This window comes from Natrialba hulunbeirensis JCM 10989 (assembly GCF_000337575.1).
GTDB classification, from domain to species: domain Archaea; phylum Halobacteriota; class Halobacteria; order Halobacteriales; family Natrialbaceae; genus Natrialba; species Natrialba hulunbeirensis.
On record NZ_AOIM01000034.1, the window covers coordinates 15,079 to 33,091 of the forward strand.

Sequence of the window (18,013 nt, forward strand, 5' to 3'; positions counted from 1 at the left end):
CCACGGACTCACGCCCGCGCCGGATTTATACTTACTTCGCCCCTACCCCCGTGCGTGAGTACGCGAACGAGTGCGCTCGATGCAGTCGTCTTCGGGGTCGACATCCAGAGCGGCGACGTGCGCGGTGACGCACCGTCGTACGCGCTGGTCGAATTCGACGGCGAGACGGTCTCGCGGGACGTCGTCTCACACCGAAAACTCAGACGGCTGATCGACGACGAGGAGCCGGCGATCGTCGCGACGGACAACATGTACGAGCTGGCCGCCGACAAGGACCAGCTCATCCACCTGCTCGGCGCGCTCCCGACGGGAACGAAACTGGTGCAGGTAACGGGTGCCGAACAGCCCGAGCCACTCTCTCGAGTCGCGAAACGCCACGGGATTCCCTACGGCAAGGAACCGATGCAGGAAGCCGAGGCTGCCGCCCGCCTCGCCGCCCACAACGTCGGCCACGAGGTCTCCGCCTTTACCGACACCACGACCGTCAAGGTCGCTCGGGGCCGCTCCACCGGCAGCGGCGGCTGGAGCGAGGACCGCTACACCCGCCGCATCCACGGCTCGGTGAAAAAGCGCGCCCGTGAGGTCGAGTCCGAACTCGAGGAGGCCAACCTCGCGTACGACACCGACATCCGGGAAGCATACGGCGGCTACGCGAACGCGGTGTTCACCGTCGAGGCGCGCCCACAGGATATCCCCGTCTCGCGCAACCGCTCGGGTGACGTCCGCGTCGAAATCGAGCGCGAGCGCCGCGACGGCATCGAGTTCCGCCCGCTCGCGAAGCGCCGGGACCACGTCGTCGTCGGGATCGACCCGGGGACGACGACCGCCGCTGCCATCGTCTCTCTCGAGGGCGACGTGCTCGATGTCTGGAGTTCACGGACCAGCGACACCGCCGACGTGATCGAGTGGATCGTCGAACGCGGTCGGCCGATCATCGTCGCCGCAGACGTGACGCCGATGCCCGAAACGGTCGAAAAGTTCCGCCGGAGCTTCGACGCGGCTGGCTGGGCTCCGGAGAGAGACCTGCCGATCGACGAGAAACAACACCGAACGCGCGAACACCCCTACGACGACGACCACCAGCGCGACGCGATGGCGGCCGCGCTGTACGCCGTCGACGCCCACGAAGACCAGTTCGAGCGCATCGCCGCGAAGCTCCCGCCGGGAATCGACCGCGGCGAGGTCACCGCCCGCGTCGTCGCCGACGAGGAGAGCGTCGAGGCAGTCCTCGCCGACCTCGAGGACGACGACGGCGACGAGGAGGAGACAACCGAACACGAACCGCGTGAACTCAGCGAGGAGGAACGGCGGATCAAAGATCTGGAACGACAGGTCGACCGCCTCCAGTCACACGTCGACACTCTCGAGGGACGGATCGCAGATCGCGACGACCGCATCGACGAGTTGGAAGGAGAACTCGAGTCGGCCCGCCGCCAGGAACGCAAGGAAGTGCGACAGGACCGCGAGGTAACCCGCCACCGTCGCAGGGCGGAGCGACTCGAGTACGAACGCGACGAGGCCCGTGAGCGCGTCGAGGAGTTAGAGGACAAGGTCGCGCGGATGAAGGCGCTCTGGAAGCTGGATCACTCGAACTTCAGTGATGTCTCCGCGAAGAAGGAGGGACTGGTGCCGGTCAAGGTCGTCGAGAAGTTCACGAAGGGAGCGATTCGCGAGGCCGACGATCAGTACGGAATCGCAGAGGGAGACGTCGTCTACGTCCGCGACGCGAGCGGTGCGGGGCGCTCGACGGCGGAGTTACTCGCGGGGTTCGAACCGCGGGNGTACGGAATCGCAGAGGGAGACGTCGTCTACGTCCGCGACGCGAGCGGTGCGGGGCGCTCGACGGCGGAGTTACTCGCGGGGTTCGAACCGCGGGTGATCCTGAAAGATGGCGGGCTCTCGGAGGTTGCCGACGAACTGCTCTTCGAGCACGGGATTCCGGTCGGACCTGCCGGCGACGTGGCGATGCAGGAGGTTGACGAACTCGCCGTCGCACGGGAAGAGGACGTGGAGGCAGTGATCGACGACTGGCACGACCGCGCCCAGGAGCGCCGACGCGATCAGAAGTCGGCGATGGTCGATCAGCTGATCAGCGAGCATCGGGCTGGCGATAACGAGGTCTGAGACGAACAGGACAGGACGGTGGGCAGAACGGAGCTTAGAACATACCGAACTGCTGGAGGACACTCGAGACGAGCGCCTTGACGACGAGACCGAGGCCAGCGAGCACGAGTGCGATGCCGACGGCGACGATAGGGCTCGCATACGCGACGATACCGATACCGGCAACGAGAATCAAGATGCCGACGATTCCGAGCAGTCCGAGATGTTTCAGCATAGTCGTGCATGCTCAGCCGACCGAAATAAACGCCGTGGTTCGCGGGACAGTCCTCGCCAGCGCGGGGTGTGATCGCCCCAGGGAATCGATAAAGGGTTAAACCGTTCGAACTCGAACCGGGGTCCATGAGCGACGACGGCGAGGGTGGTCGGAAGAACCTCCGAATGCCTGAGGAGGATGAGGTCTTCGCGACCGTCACGAACATGCTCGGAGCGAATCGGGTGACAGTACGCTGTGCGGACGGGAAAGAGCGCACTGCGCGCATTCCCGGCAAGATGCAAAAGCGCATCTGGATCCGCGAGGATGACGTGGTTCTCGTCGAACCGTGGGACTGGCAGGACGAGAAGGCAGATATCACCTGGCGCTACGAGAAGAGCGACGCGGATCAGCTCCGTCGCGAAGGGCACATTCAGTAGCGACTCGAGACGGCATTTTCGTTTGGTTCGGTTCGGTTCGGTGGGAGTGGAGTTTCGTTGTCGGGACAGTCGTGTCGACTCGGTAGCTGCCTCTGTGCATCGATGAGTGAGACGTGCCAACGACGCGAACAGACAGCACAGAAAGCTTATCTTGCAGGTTTACCTTTCAATCCGCATGACTCTCACTCGTCGCCAGCTCCTGCAGGGTGCCGGTGCGGCCGTCTCCGTGAGTCTCGTCACGTCTTCGGGGACGGCAGCGGCATCGCAGTCGTCCGCAGCGTCACCCTCGTCGGACAGCCGACGGGTGTTCGTCCACCCGCAAAACGGACTGCTCGGCGAGCTACTCGACGTCGTCGACTCCGTCGGCGGCACGACGCTTCGCGAGTACGACAACTTCGGGTTCGTGCTCGCAGAAGTGCCGTCGAACCGACTAGACGAGTTGCTCGCCGCTACCGGCGTCGCCTCCGTCGAAGAAGACGACGAAACCGGAATCCCAGACGACTGGTCGCCGTCGCTACTCGAGTCGTTGTTGCCGCCGGACCGATCGGACTGTGAGACCCACCCCGACCAGCAGGCCTCGTGGGGGCTCGAGCGCATCGGCGCGACCGAGGTCGAACCGGACGGGTCGGGCGTCGACATCGGGATTCTCGACACTGGCATCCAGGCCAACCACTGTAGCCTCTCGGTCGCTGGCGGACAGAACGTCACGGGCTCCGGACTCCCCGACGATTACGAGGACCGCCACGGTCACGGCACCCACGTCGCCGGCGTCGCCGGCGCGGTGGACAACGACCGCGGCGTGGTGGGGACGGCACCGAACGCGAATCTCTACGCCGTGAAGGTGCTCGACGACAATGGTGACGGGCGCTACAGCGATCTGATCGCGGGCATCGACTGGTGTATAGAGAACGACGTGGAGATCATCTCGATGAGTCTCGGTGGCGAGAGCGAGAGCGAGGCAGTCGCAGAGGCAATCGAGACCGCCCACGCGGCGGGCCACCTGCTCCTTTCGGCGGCCGGCAACGAGGGTAATACCGGAAGCGACTCTTGCACCGAGGAGACGATGACCTACCCGGCGACACACGACGACGTCGTCGCCGTTACCGCGATGAACGAAGACGACACGCTCGCCGCCTACAGCAGCGTCGGTGAGGGTGTCGACCTGCTCGCACCGGGCACCGACATCACCTCGAGTACCGTCGACAACCGCTACGCCGAGGCCAGCGGAACGAGCGTCGCAGCGCCGTTCGTCGCCGGCGTTGCGGCGCTGGTCTGGGAGACGCGCGAGGAGTCGGGACCGGAACCGGGAACCAACGAGGCAGTCCGATCGATTCTTGGCGAGACGGCGGAGTCGGTGCTCGACACCTGCGCGGAAGGAGACGGCCTCGTCGATGCCCGCGCGGCGGTCGGCGACGACCGGGCGACGGGTGGCTCCGATCACGAGGAGGGCTGGTCCGAGAGTGGCTCAGTTGGGACGCTCCGAGACAGCGTCTCGTCGGCGTTCGAGTGGGTCACTGAGCTGGTTGGAGCGATTATCGAACGGCTCGGACGGCTGTTCGGGTAGCGAGCGGGACGACACTCGCCTTTTGTCGACCGGCAGAGTCGGGACTTGGAAACTGGAACTGGGTACTCGAGTACCGCGGCTGTCGTGACTACGAGTCTACTGTCGCGATGGGACTGCTGTGCTGTACGGACACCGAGACGCGAAAAATCGATTACTGAGAGTTGACGCGGATTTCGACGGTTCCGAAGCCGGGCACATCGAGTTCGGTCATGTAGCCACGGAGGCGGCGACCGAGTGCGGGCAGTGCGCGTCGGAGGACGACGACTGCGAGTGCGACCGTAATCGTGATCGTTGCCGCGTAGACGGGGTAGCTCGCAGCGACGAGCAGCGCGAACGTACCGATCAGGAAGACGATCCCGCCGATGAGCGAGCTCGTGACCGAGGGTGGTTTGGGGTCTGTGCTTCGTGGGCGAAGGTGTGGATACTGTGTCATGGTGTGTAGCAGCCGTCGCCCCGAACGGGGGACGGGTGGTCTCGATTCGAAATACGGGTTCCCCGTATATAATGTTTCACTTTCTTGGTAGGAATGGATGTGTGTTACCACACAACATTATAGAAAACAACCGTTATAGACTCCATAGACCATTGTAACCACTACCATGGTAACCTTTGTCTACATTACCAAACGATTATACATTCGGACGTGAACGAGCTCGCTGTGATCCGTAGTGATGGCGACAGTCACAGCTGCGCAGTGCGAAGCGAACGGGAACCGAACAGGAGACAGAAAGCCCGAGAGGAGTCAGAAACGCCCGTCGTGCTGGATTCGGCTCGGTAGCTACAGATCCGCGACGTCTTCGATGGCGTCGGTGAGCGCCCGAATACTCTCGACATCGTGTTCGCCCATGTGACCGATGCGGAACGTCTGCTCGCCGAGCGCGGAGCCGTAGCCGTTCGAGAAGACGATTATGACCAAGAGGGTCATAACCATAGGAAATTGTTATAAGGAGTTTCTATAAGATATTTATTATTGTTGGCCTATGTGATTTTCATGGGAGAAGATAAATCCCAACACAGTCGGTCAAGAAGAGATTTTTGTCGAACGAGCGTTGCATTAGTAGGTTTCGGAGGACTCACACAAACATCATCAGCGGATGATGCGAATACTGATGATTACATGCGTCCACCACCAGGTGGAGAACCGTCTCCAACGACTGATGAATGGGATGGTGCCTGTTATGTCAATCCGTCCCTATACCAGTATGAGGGATATCATACGAGCAGTGTTGTTGAATATGATCGATTTTATGCGCCAAATAATCCTCTAGGAGCGTGGGGTCATGACCTGCAAATAACTGCGCGGTCGGAATTCGGACGTTGGAGTTCCCGATTAGGAGATGATCCAAGCGATGCCGATTTTGCTCCGTATTTGGAAGCACAAGGGATTAATTTTGATATGAATAATGGGAATCTAATGACTCCAAGTCCAGGTAATATGGAAAACAATAATTATTTCGGGACATCTCGTCCAGAAGACGATGATGCCGAGAAATTAAATGAACCCGATGATGACGAACTTGAAGATGTTCTTGAAGCAGCATTAGGTGCTGCTCCAGTAATTGGGGACATGCTAGATTACGCAGCTATCGCCGATGCCCTCATTGCGGATGGAAACAACGGTGAAGGATACGATTTTTACTGGCCATTCGCTACTGGAGGAGCATCTACGGGGTCAGGATTAACTGAAACAACCTGTACGATTCGATGTCAAGCATTTGGTGACCCAGATACGTACATTACTGGGACTATTGAAGCGACGATCTGGGCCGAAACGAATTTTGGTGATGAATGGGGGAATAGGTTACACACCCATGAATGGGAAGTAGAACTGTGGTGTCCTGATTGGGTCCCTGATGAAGTTGGTCAAGCCACAATATCTAGCCCAGAATTCACGAACGACGAGAAGACCAATATTGTGGTAGAAGACGTAGATGAGTCGTTGGTAATCAATGGGGAAGAAATAGATATAGAGAAGAGGGTAAAAAAATGTCCCCTCCCAAATTCGGCAAGTAAGTTAATCGGGTGCGCTACATATTTGTAACTAGCAATCATATTCTCTATTTTCTGGGTCCAATTTAAAGAAAGATACTTCCTCTTCCTCTGTAATAACTGCTTGAACACCCACTGGGATAGAATCAGCATATATTGCTGTCATGTCAATGGATTTCCATTCAGAAGAACCTACCTTTACACGAAATTTGAAGGCACCTTCTCGTGAAGGAAGGTCTGATCTTGTTATTGAAATGGTAGTTGGATTAAGATTATGAGACATCCCTAATGGGGATAATTTTTTAGTTACTTCATATACCAATTCATCCTCATCAACAATTTGTGCACGGATATTATAGCTGTTTGACCCATCCATATTTTGAATAGTTGCCAAGCAAAATTGGACAGGCTCGTCTAATTCTTCGTCCGAGGTACAACCGCTACTCATCAGTAGTATACTACTAGTACAAACTCCTAACAATGTTCGACGTGGTAGAGAAGGCATTTTTAACTACGTGAGAGGTTGTATTGGTTTAACTTATAGCCGTTGGTTCCAACCAATATAGCTGACGGCGACGAGAAGCGTGAACGTGCCGAGCAGGAACGCGAGACCGCCGCCGATCGAACTCGCGACCGATGGTGGTTTCGGGCCTGTGCCGCTCGGTTGAAGGTGTGGATATCAGATCATGGGTCATGTAACCGCCGTCTCGAACGGGACGTGTGAGTTAAGTCGACGTATGTCCTCGCCGCATATCACATTTCATATTTCTTATAAGAATAGTAGTAACGGTAACGCGCGCGACTGTAGAGATCATCCGATATAGACCGTATACCCTATTGAAACAAGTACTATGATACAGTATCTGAATCACGAAAATATCATACAAGCATGATGACTGGTCCGGCGGTGCGCAAAGCGGAAGTGAGATGACTGCGAGGCCAACGGCGCAACGCAAATACGAGACGACGAGAGAGTCGCGTCGCTTGAGCACGTTCGAAGACGAGCGAAAACAGCGGAGACAGCGAAGAACGAAAAATGGAGTCGCCGTCGTTCCGCCGTCACGGCGGGTTCCAGGACGCTCCGACCGATGTGTGCGCCCCCGTCGGTTACAGGCCGGCAGCGTCTTCGATCGCGTCGGTCAGCGTCCGAATGCTCTCGACGTCGTGTTCGCCCATGTGACCGATGCGGAACGTCTCCTCGCCGAGTGCGGAGCCGTAGCCGTTCGAGAAGACCATATCGTATTCCTCGGAGACGGCATCGATCGTTTCCGCAACGTCGATCCCCTGCGTGTTCTCGATACAGCTCACCGTCTGGGACTCGTAGCCCGCCTCGGGAAACATATCGAAGTGCTCGCGCGCCCACTCGCGCGTGTACTCGGACATCTCTCGGTGACGCTGGTCGCGCGCGTCGTGGCCTTCGTCGAGCATGTGCTTCATCTGCTGCCGGTAGGCCAGCATGATTGGAATCGCCGGCGTGGAGTGGGTCTGGCCCTTCCGGTCGTAGTAGTCGAGCGACCGCTGGAACCCGCCGTACCACGAGGCCGAGTCGGACTCGAGTTCGCGCTCGTAGGCGTCGTCGCTGACGACACAGACGCCGAGTCCCGGCGGCATCGCGAACGCCTTCTGGACCGAGGTGAAGATCACGTCGATGTTGTGCTCGTCGATGGCGACGAAATCGCCACCCAGCGAGGAGACCGCGTCGACGATGAAGTACGTGTCCGGGTACTCCGCGACCACGTCGCCGATCTCCTCGACCGGGTTCCGGACACCGGTCGAGGACTCGTTCATCACGCACGTGACCGCGTCGTACTCGCGGTCGCTCTCCTCGAGCGCCTCGCGGACGTCCTCGGGCTTGACCGCCTGGCCCCAGTCGTACTCGAGTGTGTCCACGGTCTTGCCCACCCGCTCGGCGACGTTGGCCTGGCGTTCGCTGAAGCTGCCACAGGTTGTGACGAGGACGTTGTCGTCGACGAGGTTGAGGATCGAGCTCTCCATGAACTCGGTGCCGGAGCCGGTGAGAATGATGACGTCGTTGTCGGTGCCGAGGAAGGTCTTGGTATCCTCGACGATGGTCGTGTAGAGGTCGGTCATCCGGTCCATGCGGTGGCCGAACATCGGCTCGCACATGGCCTCGATGACATCGTCGCGCACCTCAGTCGGGCCGGGGATGTACAGCGTCTGCTCGGGATAGTCGTCTTGGTATTCGCGTTTTTCGGTCACGGAAGCCACCTGAGTACCGCCTACTGGGTGGCGAGGAGGTATGGTAGTTTTGGATGGCGCAGTCGAAACGAAGGGGTTGGTGGTGGTGAGTGAGACGCGATGTGAACGAGTGGTGGACTTCGAGAGACAGACGGCTCAGTCGCCGTGTGGAGAGACCGACGCGGACCCGCCAGTCGCGTTCGTACCGTGTGTGTTCGGCGTCGCGTTGGCGGTCGTCGTCGAGTCGGTTGCGGCGTCGTCGGCACCGAGCCCGATACCGAGGTCGCGGTCACTGAGATAGGAGTTCCCCGAGACGACGACGCTGCCGTCCGTGAACGTCGGCCGCCGCGGGCCGTAGCCCACGAGCGGACCGCCGACCTGCCAGAGCGCGTCGAGTTTACAGAGTGCGAAGCCGGCGATGATCAGCGCGAAGCCGAGGATCGTTAGTGCGGTGATCGACTCGCCGAGCAGCGCCCAGCCGAAGACGGCAGCGACGACCGGCGTCGCGTAGTTAACCAGACTGAGTTCGGCCGCGCCGACGCGCTCTAGGAGGACGAAGTAGATGAGAAAGCCACCAGCCGTCGACGCCACGCCGAGGTAGAGCAGCGCGCTCGCCGCGGGCAGCGTCAGCGACGCCGAGGAAACCGCCTCAGCGGGGTGGGCGACGCTCAGGGCGTGCAAGACGGCAGCACCGACGACCATTGCCCACGCCTGCAGGGAGATGACCGGGAGGCTCTCGTCGACCCCCTCCATGAGCACCGACCCGAGCGCGAACAACGTCGCTGCGACGAACAGCAGTGCAACGCCGAGGATCTGCCCGTCGAGCGAGCCGCCGGGAACCGCGATGACAACGATGCCCGCCAGTCCGACGAGGAGTCCAAGTACAGCGGGTGCGCGGATCCGCTGGTTCGGCAGGAGTGCGAGTGCGAGCGGCGGCGTCACGATCGGCGTCAGACTCAAGACGATCGCGGCAACGGCACTCGAGACGTACGACTGTCCCAGAAAGAGAAAGGCGAAGTGGCCACCGACGAGCAGGCCGCCGGCGACGCCGATCGCGTACCAGTCCGTCCGAGTCCGTGGTCGCCACTCGAGTTCCCGGAGCGCGACGAGGGCGACGAAGACCAGCGCGGCGATGTCAAAGCGAAGCGCCGCAAAGAGAATCGGCGGGATCGTCGCGAGACCGACCTCGATCGCGCTGAAGGCGGTCCCCCAGACGAACGCAAGAGCGACAAAGAGCAGGATGTCTCTCTGTGAAATCATTTCTAGAGAAAATGGTCCGGGGGTACTTCTGCATTCTGATTTCGCACCGTCAGCGCCTGAGCGTTCGAAATTCGTCGTTACGTGGTAACAATTAACAATGGTGAAGAGCCGTGGTAATCTCCGGATTCCGACAAACGGATTTGTAGTGTGATACGTCAGCGGTAGTGGGCAGTTGCGAGCCAGTCGGGAGTGTCGAGCGTGAACAGCGAAGTGATGGCAGCACGGGGAAGCAGTGCGGAGACAAGAGACGGCCGGTGTTGTGACTCACGAACGAACGTACGCGAAAGAAGTCAGATCGAAAGAACTGCAGCCAGTGGTAGTCGTCGCTGTGTTACTCGATCTGAATCTCGCCCTGCATCTGGCCGTGTGGCTCACAACGGTAGTAGGCCATCTCCTCGGAGGCAACGACGCCCTCGAGGGTCTGCTCGTCGTCGTTGACCTGGTCCGTTGCGTAGTCGTCGACGATCTCTTCGTCTTCGTCCCAGATCTCGATGTTGTGGGTACCACTGTCCTGGTTGTACCAGGTGAAGTCGTACTCCTGGCCCTCGAAGAGGACGATCGTCGGGTTCTGCTCACCAGCGATCATGTCAGGTGCGACGCCTTCCCAGCCGCCGGTTGCGCCGTCGAGTTCGATCGTGTCGACGTCTTCCCACTCCGATGGGTCGATGTCGTCGCCGCCGTTCTCGTCGCCATTTTCGGCGCCGTTTTCGTCGTCCGTATCGTCGTCGCTACATCCTGCGACGAGTGCGGTCGCGGCTGCCGCACCCGTAAGCTTCAGTGCCGTACGTCGGGAGAGAGGGTTGTTTCGACTCATCAACAGCGTATTAGAGACCACCACATAAAAATGGCCCTCCTCTATCGGCGTGCCGTTATGCGATTTCATACCATAGTAACACTGACCAGTAGTGATTCCTTACGACGGAGAAAGACCGTGTTACGTCGTGAACAGAGGGATAGCGGGAGTACCGACGAGACGTGCTCACCCCCTACCGGTCCGCCTGCGGCGACGACTTCGCACCGGACTCGAGTGACAGCCGGAGGAAGATCGGGATCGTGACGAGCGCGATTGCAATTTCGAGCCCCCCGACGACGAGGAACGCGAGGTCGTAGCCGTAGGAGCCGGCGACGGAGCCGCCGATGAGGAAACCGCCGAGGAAGCCGAGGCTGCCCGCGACGTTGAAGCCGGCCATCGCAGTTCCGCGTTCGCGTTCGTCGGCGAGGTCGGTGACGAGCGCCATCGTCGCGGGCGAGACGAGCGCGCCGAGGATGCCGACGACGATCATCGCACCGGCAGCAGAACCGACGGACGGGGCTGCCCCCACGCCGAGAATGCCGATGCCGTAACAGGCGGAGCCGACCACGACCGGAATCGTCCGCCCGATCCGGTCGGAGAGCGTCCCGAGCGGGTACTGCAGGAGGGCAAAGGGCGCGAAGAAACACGCGAGGAGCAGTCCGGTCGCACCGGGATCGAGGTTGAACGTCTCCTGGAAGTACAGCGTCCCAACGAGCGCGAAGAAGCCTGCCGTCATCCGATCGACGAAGCCGAAGGCGTAGGGCAGTGACAGTGTTGGCCGCTTGCGAACGCCCTCGAGAAGGGCACGGGCGGTCCGACGAGACGCCGGCGTTCGGTCCTCGAGCCGAGAGACCAGAAGGCCAACACAGACGAGCAGGGTCGCCGCCGCGAGCAGCGGCGCAACTGGGTCGAGTTCGGTCAATTGGCCGCCGATCGGGGCGCCCATCGCGGCACCGAGTCCGATGGCGATACCTGCCGCGCCCATATTACGACCGTGGCCGCCGTCGAGATCCATCAGCATCGTCATCGTTAGCGAGAACGCGCCGATGGTCATCGCACCCTGCAGGACGCGCAACAGGAGGACACCCTCGAACGGGATGGTGCCGAGCGTGGGAACGACCGCCAGCGCGGCGTAGCTCGCGGCCCCGCCGAGTGCGCTCAGTACGATAAACGGCGTCCGACGGCCCGTAACATCGCTTATCGCACCCCAGACGCCGACGAAGACGACGTAGGCCCCGAACTCGCTCACGAGAAACCACATGCTCGCATCGAGCGTCGTCGACGCGACGGGCGAACTCGCCGCATCAGCCCCCAGCACGTCGACCAGGGTCGCGATACCCGGATAGAGCAGCAGTTGGGAGAACAGGACGGCAAAGACGACCGCCGCGAGCACCAACCGGTCACGATCACTCGAGTGCACGACCAGAGGTTCGAACCAGGAGAATATGAAGGCGTCCGTCTCGTCGCCGTCCGTGCGCTCGCCATTAGATGCGTCGTTCGCCACCGCCAGGGAAGCCCGCCAGACACGTCAACAGGACTAATACCGTTAGCCAGTGATTTCTTAAATATCACTTACAGGAGAGTATTGAAGTCTATTCGGTGACCCGGACATCAACATCATACGTAAAAATAAATGTAGATGAACGAGGGGCTATTCAAAGACCGTTCCATTTGACCAATGAAGAGCGTTTTTTACAGAGATTTGGTTAAATATAGTGCATTGAATGGATGGGATGAAATTGCGTCATAAGTAGAAGAGGTTTCAAGAGGAAGAACCCCTCCATTATATTAGATGGGAATTCTAATGGTAAATGTTTAGTTTAAGTTTATACCATAGCTTTTAATATATGTGATGAGTAATCTAATATATGGAAAGAAGAAGGTTACTCCAAGCAATTGGAAGCGGATCGGTTGGTATCGGTACTGTAGGGGCAATTTCAGGTAGTAGTACGGCCAAAGAAAACAACATTGCAGCACGAGACCACAGTGAGGACGCTACAGCGTCTCTAATCAAACAGGCTCAATCGGATTCGGACTTACGCGCCCTCATTGATCATGCAAATGAAAACGGATGGCGTATACCGTGGGACAGTGCAACAACTAAACGTATAACCAGCCAAACGGAAACAGGGTATTACGACTACATCGTTGTCGAGGCGGAGTCGTCTAGCCAACAAGTGGAGAAAGAGGAGGAGTTAGTATTCATTTGGATTGGTAACGATACAATGGGTTTAGACCTTTCGCACCATACAGTTATCCACCACGTTCAAAAAACGGACAAACCGACAGCTAGTGGCCTCTTTGGGTGGGACAAAGTAAAGGTGATAAAATCCGAGGCCGGTGATATTATCCAAACAGAGAGGGATTTCCATAGGGAGAACGAATTAGGAGCGGACGATTACACGTTCCCTCCCGGTGGTGGCAGTAGTGAATGTGTCGAAGTAGACGTCCAAATAGCTCCAGACGCAAAATGGGATTGTGTCGCCCTAGCTGTCGCGGGTGCGATTCCAACTTCCGTGCCATGTTCGACTTGTATTCTAGATGTTACACGTACGTCGTGTGCTGTCTGCGCAATTGCGACTGTTATATACAAGGTTTCCTCGATGCATTGCTTTTCTGATTTGGGGCCTGTCGTTCAAGCAGATGTCGAAGAATGGTTTTTCGAGGAACACGATGATTTCAGTTACTCGGATTTTGCGACCTGGACAGATGAGGCACTAGTTGTTGACGAAACCTTCTACAACGAAGACCTACCTGTCTGCTAGGTGAGCTATAGAGCCACATTTATATCCACATGGTTATGGGAATTTAAATATATAATACGGAGAAATATACAGAACACCATGATGAGTCCACTGCTCTTGTTGTACATCCTGTTATTTATATTTCTATTTTTGATTATAAGGAGAGAGTATGCAAGAGGGTCAGATAAGTATGAAATTTGTGGTTGGGTTATGGTGGCGGGAAGCTTTTTCTTCCTCTTTGTTACTACTACTGACATGCATGTTCCTATATTATCAAGGGTGCAAGAAGTGACTGTGTACGGTCTAATAGCCATTCAGGGGGTGGCAGCGTGGATGTTTCTCTGGTTATCGAATACGTCAAAGTTTTAATATCTTATCTGTGGCAGACTAAATTGGTTATTGGCGTTAGTTTTACAGATAGTTATTAATACGACTACAGACGGCCACACCAGATAACCCGATTCAGCCCACGTTTTAATTCCGGAGTGTTATCACTAGCCACAGACAGCGGTTTTTGCCGTTACTGAGGCGCATATGAGTCTGGAGTTATATGCATACTGAACATGAGCGACGACGCGAGCGACGGGACCGACGCCGAGTTCGGGACGGCGGAATTCGGCACGCGGAGCGTTCACGCCGGCCAGCGAGCCGATCCGGCCACTGGTGCGCGCGCCCCGCCGATCTACCAGACGACATCCTACACCTTCCCCGACGCCGAGACCGCCGCCGAGCGCTACGCGCTGGCGGACGACGGCTACATCTACTCTCGAATCAGCAACCCCACCGTCGAAATGCTCGAGGACCGCCTCGCCTCACTCGAGAACGGGGCGGGCGCGGTCGCGACGGGCAGCGGTATGGCCGCACTCGACTCGGCCACCCTGATCCTCGCCGAGGCGGGCGACAACGTCGTCTGCTCGACCGACACCTACGGCGGGACGACGGCCTACTTCGCGAAGACCGCAACGCGACGCGACATCGAACCCAGATTCGTGCCGACACTCGAGTACGACGCCTACGAGGAAGCCATCGACGAGGACACCGCCTTCGTGCACGTCGAGACGATCGGCAATCCCTCGCTCGTCACGCCGGATTTCGAACGCGTGGCCGAAATCGCCCACGACAACGGCGTGCCGCTGGTGGTCGACAACACGTTCGCGACGCCGGCGCTCTGTCGGCCGCTCGAGCACGGGGCCGACGTGGTCTGGGAGTCGACGACGAAGTGGCTCCACGGCTCGGGGACGACCGTCGGCGGCGTGCTCGTCGACGGCGGCACGTTCCCGTGGGGCGAGCACGGCTACGACGAGGTTGCCGGACAGAATCACGCCTACCACGACGTCGACTTCTCGCGGGACTTCCCCGAAGCACCGTTCGCCGCCGCTGCTCGCTTCCGCTCGCTTCGCAGCCTCGGCAACCAGCAGTCACCCTTTGACGCCTGGCAGACGCTACAGGGACTCGAGTCCCTCCCGCTGCGGATGGACAAACACTGCGAGAACGCGGCCATCGTCGCGGAGTACCTGGCCGACCACGAGGATGTCGCCTGGGTGACCCAGCCCGGACTCGAGTCCCATCCGACCCACGACAACGCCGCGCGCTACCTGGCCGACTACGGCGGCATGGTTGCGTTCGGTCTCGAGACCGGCTACGAGGGCGGAAAGACGTTCTGTGAGAGCGTGGAAGTCGCTCAGTTCCTCGCGAACATCGGCGACGCGAAGACGCTGGTGATCCACCCCGCGAGCACGACTCACGGTCAGCTCACCCCCGAGGAGCAAGCGGAGGCCGGCGTCACGCCGGATCTGATCCGCATGTCGGTCGGCATCGAGGACCCCGCGGACATCCTCGCCGACCTCGAGCAGGCGATTGAAACCGCGACACGGACGGCGACGGAGGGCGACGGACGAACATGACGACGACCGACGTGCAGTCGCTCGGCGAGTTCACGTTCGAGTGTGGCGAGTCGATCCCGAATCTCGAGGTGGCCTACGAGACGTACGGCGAGTTCACCGGCGATAACGCCGTCCTCGTCTGCCACGCGCTGACCGGGAGCGCACACGTCGCCCGCCGCCCCGACGCCGGCGACGACACCGCGGGACAGGCTCGCGCCTGGTGGGGCGACGTCGTCGGTCCCGGAAAGGCGGTCGACACCACCGAGTACTACGTCGTCTGTGCGAACGTTCCCGGCTCCTGCTACGGGACGACGGGGCCCGCGAGTACGAACCCCGAAACCGGCGAGCCCTACGGCACCGACTTCCCGCCGGTCACGGTCGGCGACTGGACGCGCGCACAGCGTCGGCTGCTCGACGAACTCGGCGTCGGGCGACTGCACACCCTCATCGGTGGCAGCGTCGGCGGGATGAACGTCCTCGACTGGCTCTCGCGGTATCCCGACGACGTCGAGCGCGCGGCGGCCGTCGCCACGGCCGCGAGACTCGACGCGCAGTGTCTCGCGCTGGATACGGTCGCTCGCCGAGCGATCACGGGCGATCCGAACTGGAACGGCGGGCACTACTACGGGGGACCGGAGCCGGAGGAGGGCCTCGCACGTGCTCGCCAGATCGGCCACATCATGTACCTCTCGAAGGCCTCGATGTCCCAGAAGTTCGGCCGACGCTCGGCAGGCCGCGAGACAGTTCGCGAGGAATCACCGGACCCCGCAGCGTCGTTTTTCCCCTACCGCGAGGTCGAATCCTACCTCGACTACCAGGCCGAGAAGTTCACCGACCGCTTCGATGCGAATAGCTACTTGTACCTCACGCGCGCAATGGACGACTACGACCTCTCGACCGGGTACGAATCCGACGCGGCCGCACTCGCGGCTTTCGAGGGCGAACTCCTCCTCCTCTCGTTCACCGGCGACTGGCACTTCACCGTCGAACAGTCCGAAGCGGTCGCCGAAGCCTGCCGCGAGGCCGGCGTCGACGTTTCCCACCACGTCGTCGAATCGGACCACGGCCATGACGCCTTCCTCGTCGAACCGGAGAAGGTCGGCCCGCCGCTGTCGACCGTACTCGAGGAGGGACTCGTCGGGCGGACGATTACGGATACGACAGATGGTGACGAACCGACGGGCGAATCGGAGTCGTTTGCACCCGTTCACACCAGTCTGTTTTCCGAGTAACAGCCAGAAAAGCGGCGTGTAACACGTCAGTCGGCCGTGTTCACATGCCCCTGCCGCGGGGACTGGTCGTCCTGTCCGCCATCGAATCGAACGTACTGGGTGGCAACGCTGCGGCCCGGTCGCCGTCGTGCCAGCCACCGTCGCAGGTCGCTACCGAGCAGGTCGAGCCCCGTTGCACGCATAAATCGTCGCGCCGGCGGGGAACGGAACATCGTAATCAGCGCCCACATCGTCCCGGCCGTAAACGTGCCGAGCGCCGAAAACGTCATTCCGAGTGTCAGGAAGGTAAGCGTATAGACGTAGCCAATCGTCATCGAGGGGATACTCGTTCCGAGCGGCACACGAGCGCTGGCGTTCGCCAGCGTTGGCCCGAGAAAGACCACGGAGAGACCGCTACCGATCATGAACACGAAGTCTTGCCACATCATCAAATCCAGTTACTCGATTATGAGTTAAAACTCTCTCGGTCGGGAAATAGGCCATTACAGTGGATACTCGGAAGCGCGAGAACGTCGTGCACAGCAGTCAATCGGCAGCGAGTAAACCGCGTCGATCATACTGCCGGACAGAACGATTCGAAGGTCGGTCGCGCTACTGCGGCCGACTTCTCACTGACTTCTGTCAGGCAGTATCACTCGAGTACAGCGTTGGACTCGAGTACCTCGCGCGCTTCGGCCATCGAGGAGACGACGACGTCACAGTGTGGTTCAACGGCCGGTTTCGGCTCGAAACCGATCGCGAGGCCGGCGACCTCGAGCATCGGAAGGTCGTTCGCACCGTCGCCGATCGCGACGGTCTCCTCGAGGTCGGCACCGACATCGTCGGCGAGCGACTCGAGTGCGTCGTCCTTGGTGCCCTCGATTAGTGAGCCGTTGACCTCGCCGGTGAGTTCGCCGTCCACCAGCGGGAGGCGGTTCGAAACGATGTGGTCGACGGCGACACCCTCGCGCTCGAGTGCCGCTGCGACGCCGCGTTCGAAGCCGCCGGTCAGGATAGCGGTCGTGATACCGGCGGTGTTGAGCGCCTCGATCAGGTCTGCCGCACCCGGTCGCAGTTCGACTTGTTCGTAGGCGGCGGTCGCGTCGGATTCTGGCAGGCCTTCGAGGAGAGCCGCCCGTTCCCGGAGGCTTTCGGCGTAACCGATCTCGTTGTTCATCGCACGCTCGGTGATTTCGGCCATCTCGTCGGCGACGTTGCAACGCTCGCCGAGCAGTACCGTCATCTCGGAGTCCGAAAGGGTCCCGTCGAAGTCGAAAGCGACGACTGTCATCGCTCGCCGATTGTGGGCGGCCGGATAAACCAGTTCAGGTTCACGGCAGGTTTCACACGGCACCACAATCGTCCCGCGTGTGGCCTTGCCACGTTGGACCGACCAACGACGGCTACTGGCTGATACGTGGTGCGAATCTGCGAAAGTCGTACTCGAGTAGGGGTCTGCTCGACTCATCAATCGTCGGGAGCTATCGATGCGTGAACCAGAACATTCACAAGTTTACTTTCAGTACATAAATTCAGGTTGCACAATGAGCATCAATGACGGTGATCAGGATCGAATTAGCACCAGTTGCGGCTGGAAACTAACGAGTACGAGAATC

General features: G+C 59.7%; 16 protein-coding genes and 1 pseudogene. 7 read left to right on the plus strand and 10 right to left on the minus strand.

The window, feature by feature from the left end:
- Window positions 1–54: 54 nt before the first annotated feature.
- Window positions 55–2,124, plus strand: a complete 2,070-nt coding sequence (locus C483_RS10555; protein WP_006653346.1) for a DUF460 domain-containing protein — start codon at window positions 55–57, stop codon at window positions 2,122–2,124.
- A 34-nt stretch (window positions 2,125–2,158) separates the two neighbouring features.
- Here C483_RS10555 and C483_RS10560 read toward each other — a convergent pair whose 3' ends face one another.
- Entirely contained in the window at window positions 2,159–2,338 is a 180-nt protein-coding gene (locus C483_RS10560; protein WP_006653347.1) for a DUF7470 family protein, read from the minus strand.
- 125 nt (window positions 2,339–2,463) lie between these two features.
- Between C483_RS10560 and eif1A the strand changes: the two genes are divergently transcribed.
- Both eif1A and C483_RS10570 read left to right on the plus strand, forming a co-directional pair.
- Window positions 2,464–2,754: a translation initiation factor eIF-1A gene (gene eif1A / locus C483_RS10565; RefSeq protein ID WP_004267570.1), complete on the plus strand. Its 291-nt coding sequence runs from the start codon at window positions 2,464–2,466 to the stop codon at window positions 2,752–2,754.
- Between the two features lie 175 nt (window positions 2,755–2,929).
- Entirely contained in the window at window positions 2,930–4,318 is a 1,389-nt protein-coding gene (locus tag C483_RS10570; protein WP_006653348.1) for a S8 family peptidase, read from the plus strand.
- A gap of 151 nt (window positions 4,319–4,469) precedes the next feature.
- On the opposite strand, the gene C483_RS10575 is transcribed toward C483_RS10570, so the two are convergent.
- Both C483_RS10575 and C483_RS19950 read right to left on the minus strand, forming a co-directional pair.
- Entirely contained in the window at window positions 4,470–4,751 is a 282-nt protein-coding gene (locus C483_RS10575; protein ID WP_006653349.1) for a hypothetical protein, read from the minus strand.
- 345 nt (window positions 4,752–5,096) lie between these two features.
- Window positions 5,097–5,225: pseudogene (locus tag C483_RS19950) on the minus strand (alanine--glyoxylate aminotransferase family protein); the annotation flags it as partial.
- 84 nt (window positions 5,226–5,309) lie between these two features.
- Between C483_RS19950 and C483_RS19955 the strand changes: the two are divergent.
- Window positions 5,310–6,359, plus strand: coding sequence for a hypothetical protein (locus C483_RS19955; protein WP_152419865.1), 1,050 nt, complete (start codon window positions 5,310–5,312; stop codon window positions 6,357–6,359).
- On the opposite strand, the gene C483_RS19960 is transcribed toward C483_RS19955, so the two are convergent.
- The 5 genes from C483_RS19960 to C483_RS10595 form a co-directional block, all read right to left on the minus strand.
- Entirely contained in the window at window positions 6,360–6,755 is a 396-nt protein-coding gene (locus C483_RS19960; protein WP_152419866.1) for a hypothetical protein, read from the minus strand. It lies immediately after the preceding gene.
- A gap of 659 nt (window positions 6,756–7,414) precedes the next feature.
- The gene (locus C483_RS10580) at window positions 7,415–8,527 is read right to left on the minus strand and encodes a pyridoxal-phosphate-dependent aminotransferase family protein (protein ID WP_006653351.1); all 1,113 of its coding nucleotides are present in this window, start codon (window positions 8,525–8,527) and stop codon (window positions 7,415–7,417) included.
- A gap of 135 nt (window positions 8,528–8,662) precedes the next feature.
- Window positions 8,663–9,766 (minus strand): DMT family transporter, encoded by a 1,104-nt coding sequence (locus C483_RS10585; protein ID WP_006653352.1) that lies wholly within the window; start codon window positions 9,764–9,766, stop codon window positions 8,663–8,665.
- Between the two features lie 331 nt (window positions 9,767–10,097).
- Window positions 10,098–10,580: a cupredoxin domain-containing protein gene (locus C483_RS10590; protein WP_006653353.1), complete on the minus strand. Its 483-nt coding sequence runs from the start codon at window positions 10,578–10,580 to the stop codon at window positions 10,098–10,100.
- A gap of 172 nt (window positions 10,581–10,752) precedes the next feature.
- Window positions 10,753–11,979 (minus strand): MFS transporter, encoded by a 1,227-nt coding sequence (locus C483_RS10595; RefSeq protein ID WP_193787509.1) that lies wholly within the window; start codon window positions 11,977–11,979, stop codon window positions 10,753–10,755.
- 448 nt (window positions 11,980–12,427) lie between these two features.
- Here C483_RS10595 and C483_RS19515 point away from each other — a divergent pair, with 448 nt between their 5' ends.
- From C483_RS19515 to metX, 3 genes are all read left to right on the plus strand, one after another.
- A complete protein-coding gene (locus C483_RS19515; protein ID WP_083860424.1) occupies window positions 12,428–13,324 on the plus strand; it encodes a hypothetical protein in 897 nt (298 codons plus the stop codon).
- Between the two features lie 542 nt (window positions 13,325–13,866).
- Entirely contained in the window at window positions 13,867–15,207 is a 1,341-nt protein-coding gene (locus tag C483_RS10605) for an O-acetylhomoserine aminocarboxypropyltransferase/cysteine synthase family protein (protein WP_006653356.1), read from the plus strand.
- Window positions 15,204–16,418: a homoserine O-acetyltransferase MetX gene (gene metX / locus C483_RS10610; RefSeq protein WP_006653357.1), complete on the plus strand. Its 1,215-nt coding sequence runs from the start codon at window positions 15,204–15,206 to the stop codon at window positions 16,416–16,418. Before C483_RS10605 ends, metX begins: the two co-directional genes overlap by 4 nt.
- Window positions 16,419–16,444: 26 nt before the next feature.
- Here the strand turns inward: metX and C483_RS10615 are convergent, their stop codons facing one another.
- Both C483_RS10615 and serB read right to left on the minus strand, forming a co-directional pair.
- Window positions 16,445–16,846 carry a hypothetical protein gene (locus C483_RS10615; RefSeq protein WP_006653358.1) on the minus strand — a complete coding sequence of 134 codons (402 nt, stop codon included), beginning with the start codon at window positions 16,844–16,846 and terminating at the stop codon, window positions 16,445–16,447.
- A 203-nt stretch (window positions 16,847–17,049) separates the two neighbouring features.
- Complete coding sequence (serB, locus tag C483_RS10620) at window positions 17,050–17,688, minus strand: phosphoserine phosphatase SerB (RefSeq protein ID WP_006653359.1); 639 nt, start codon at window positions 17,686–17,688, stop codon at window positions 17,050–17,052.
- Window positions 17,689–18,013 lie beyond the last annotated feature (325 nt).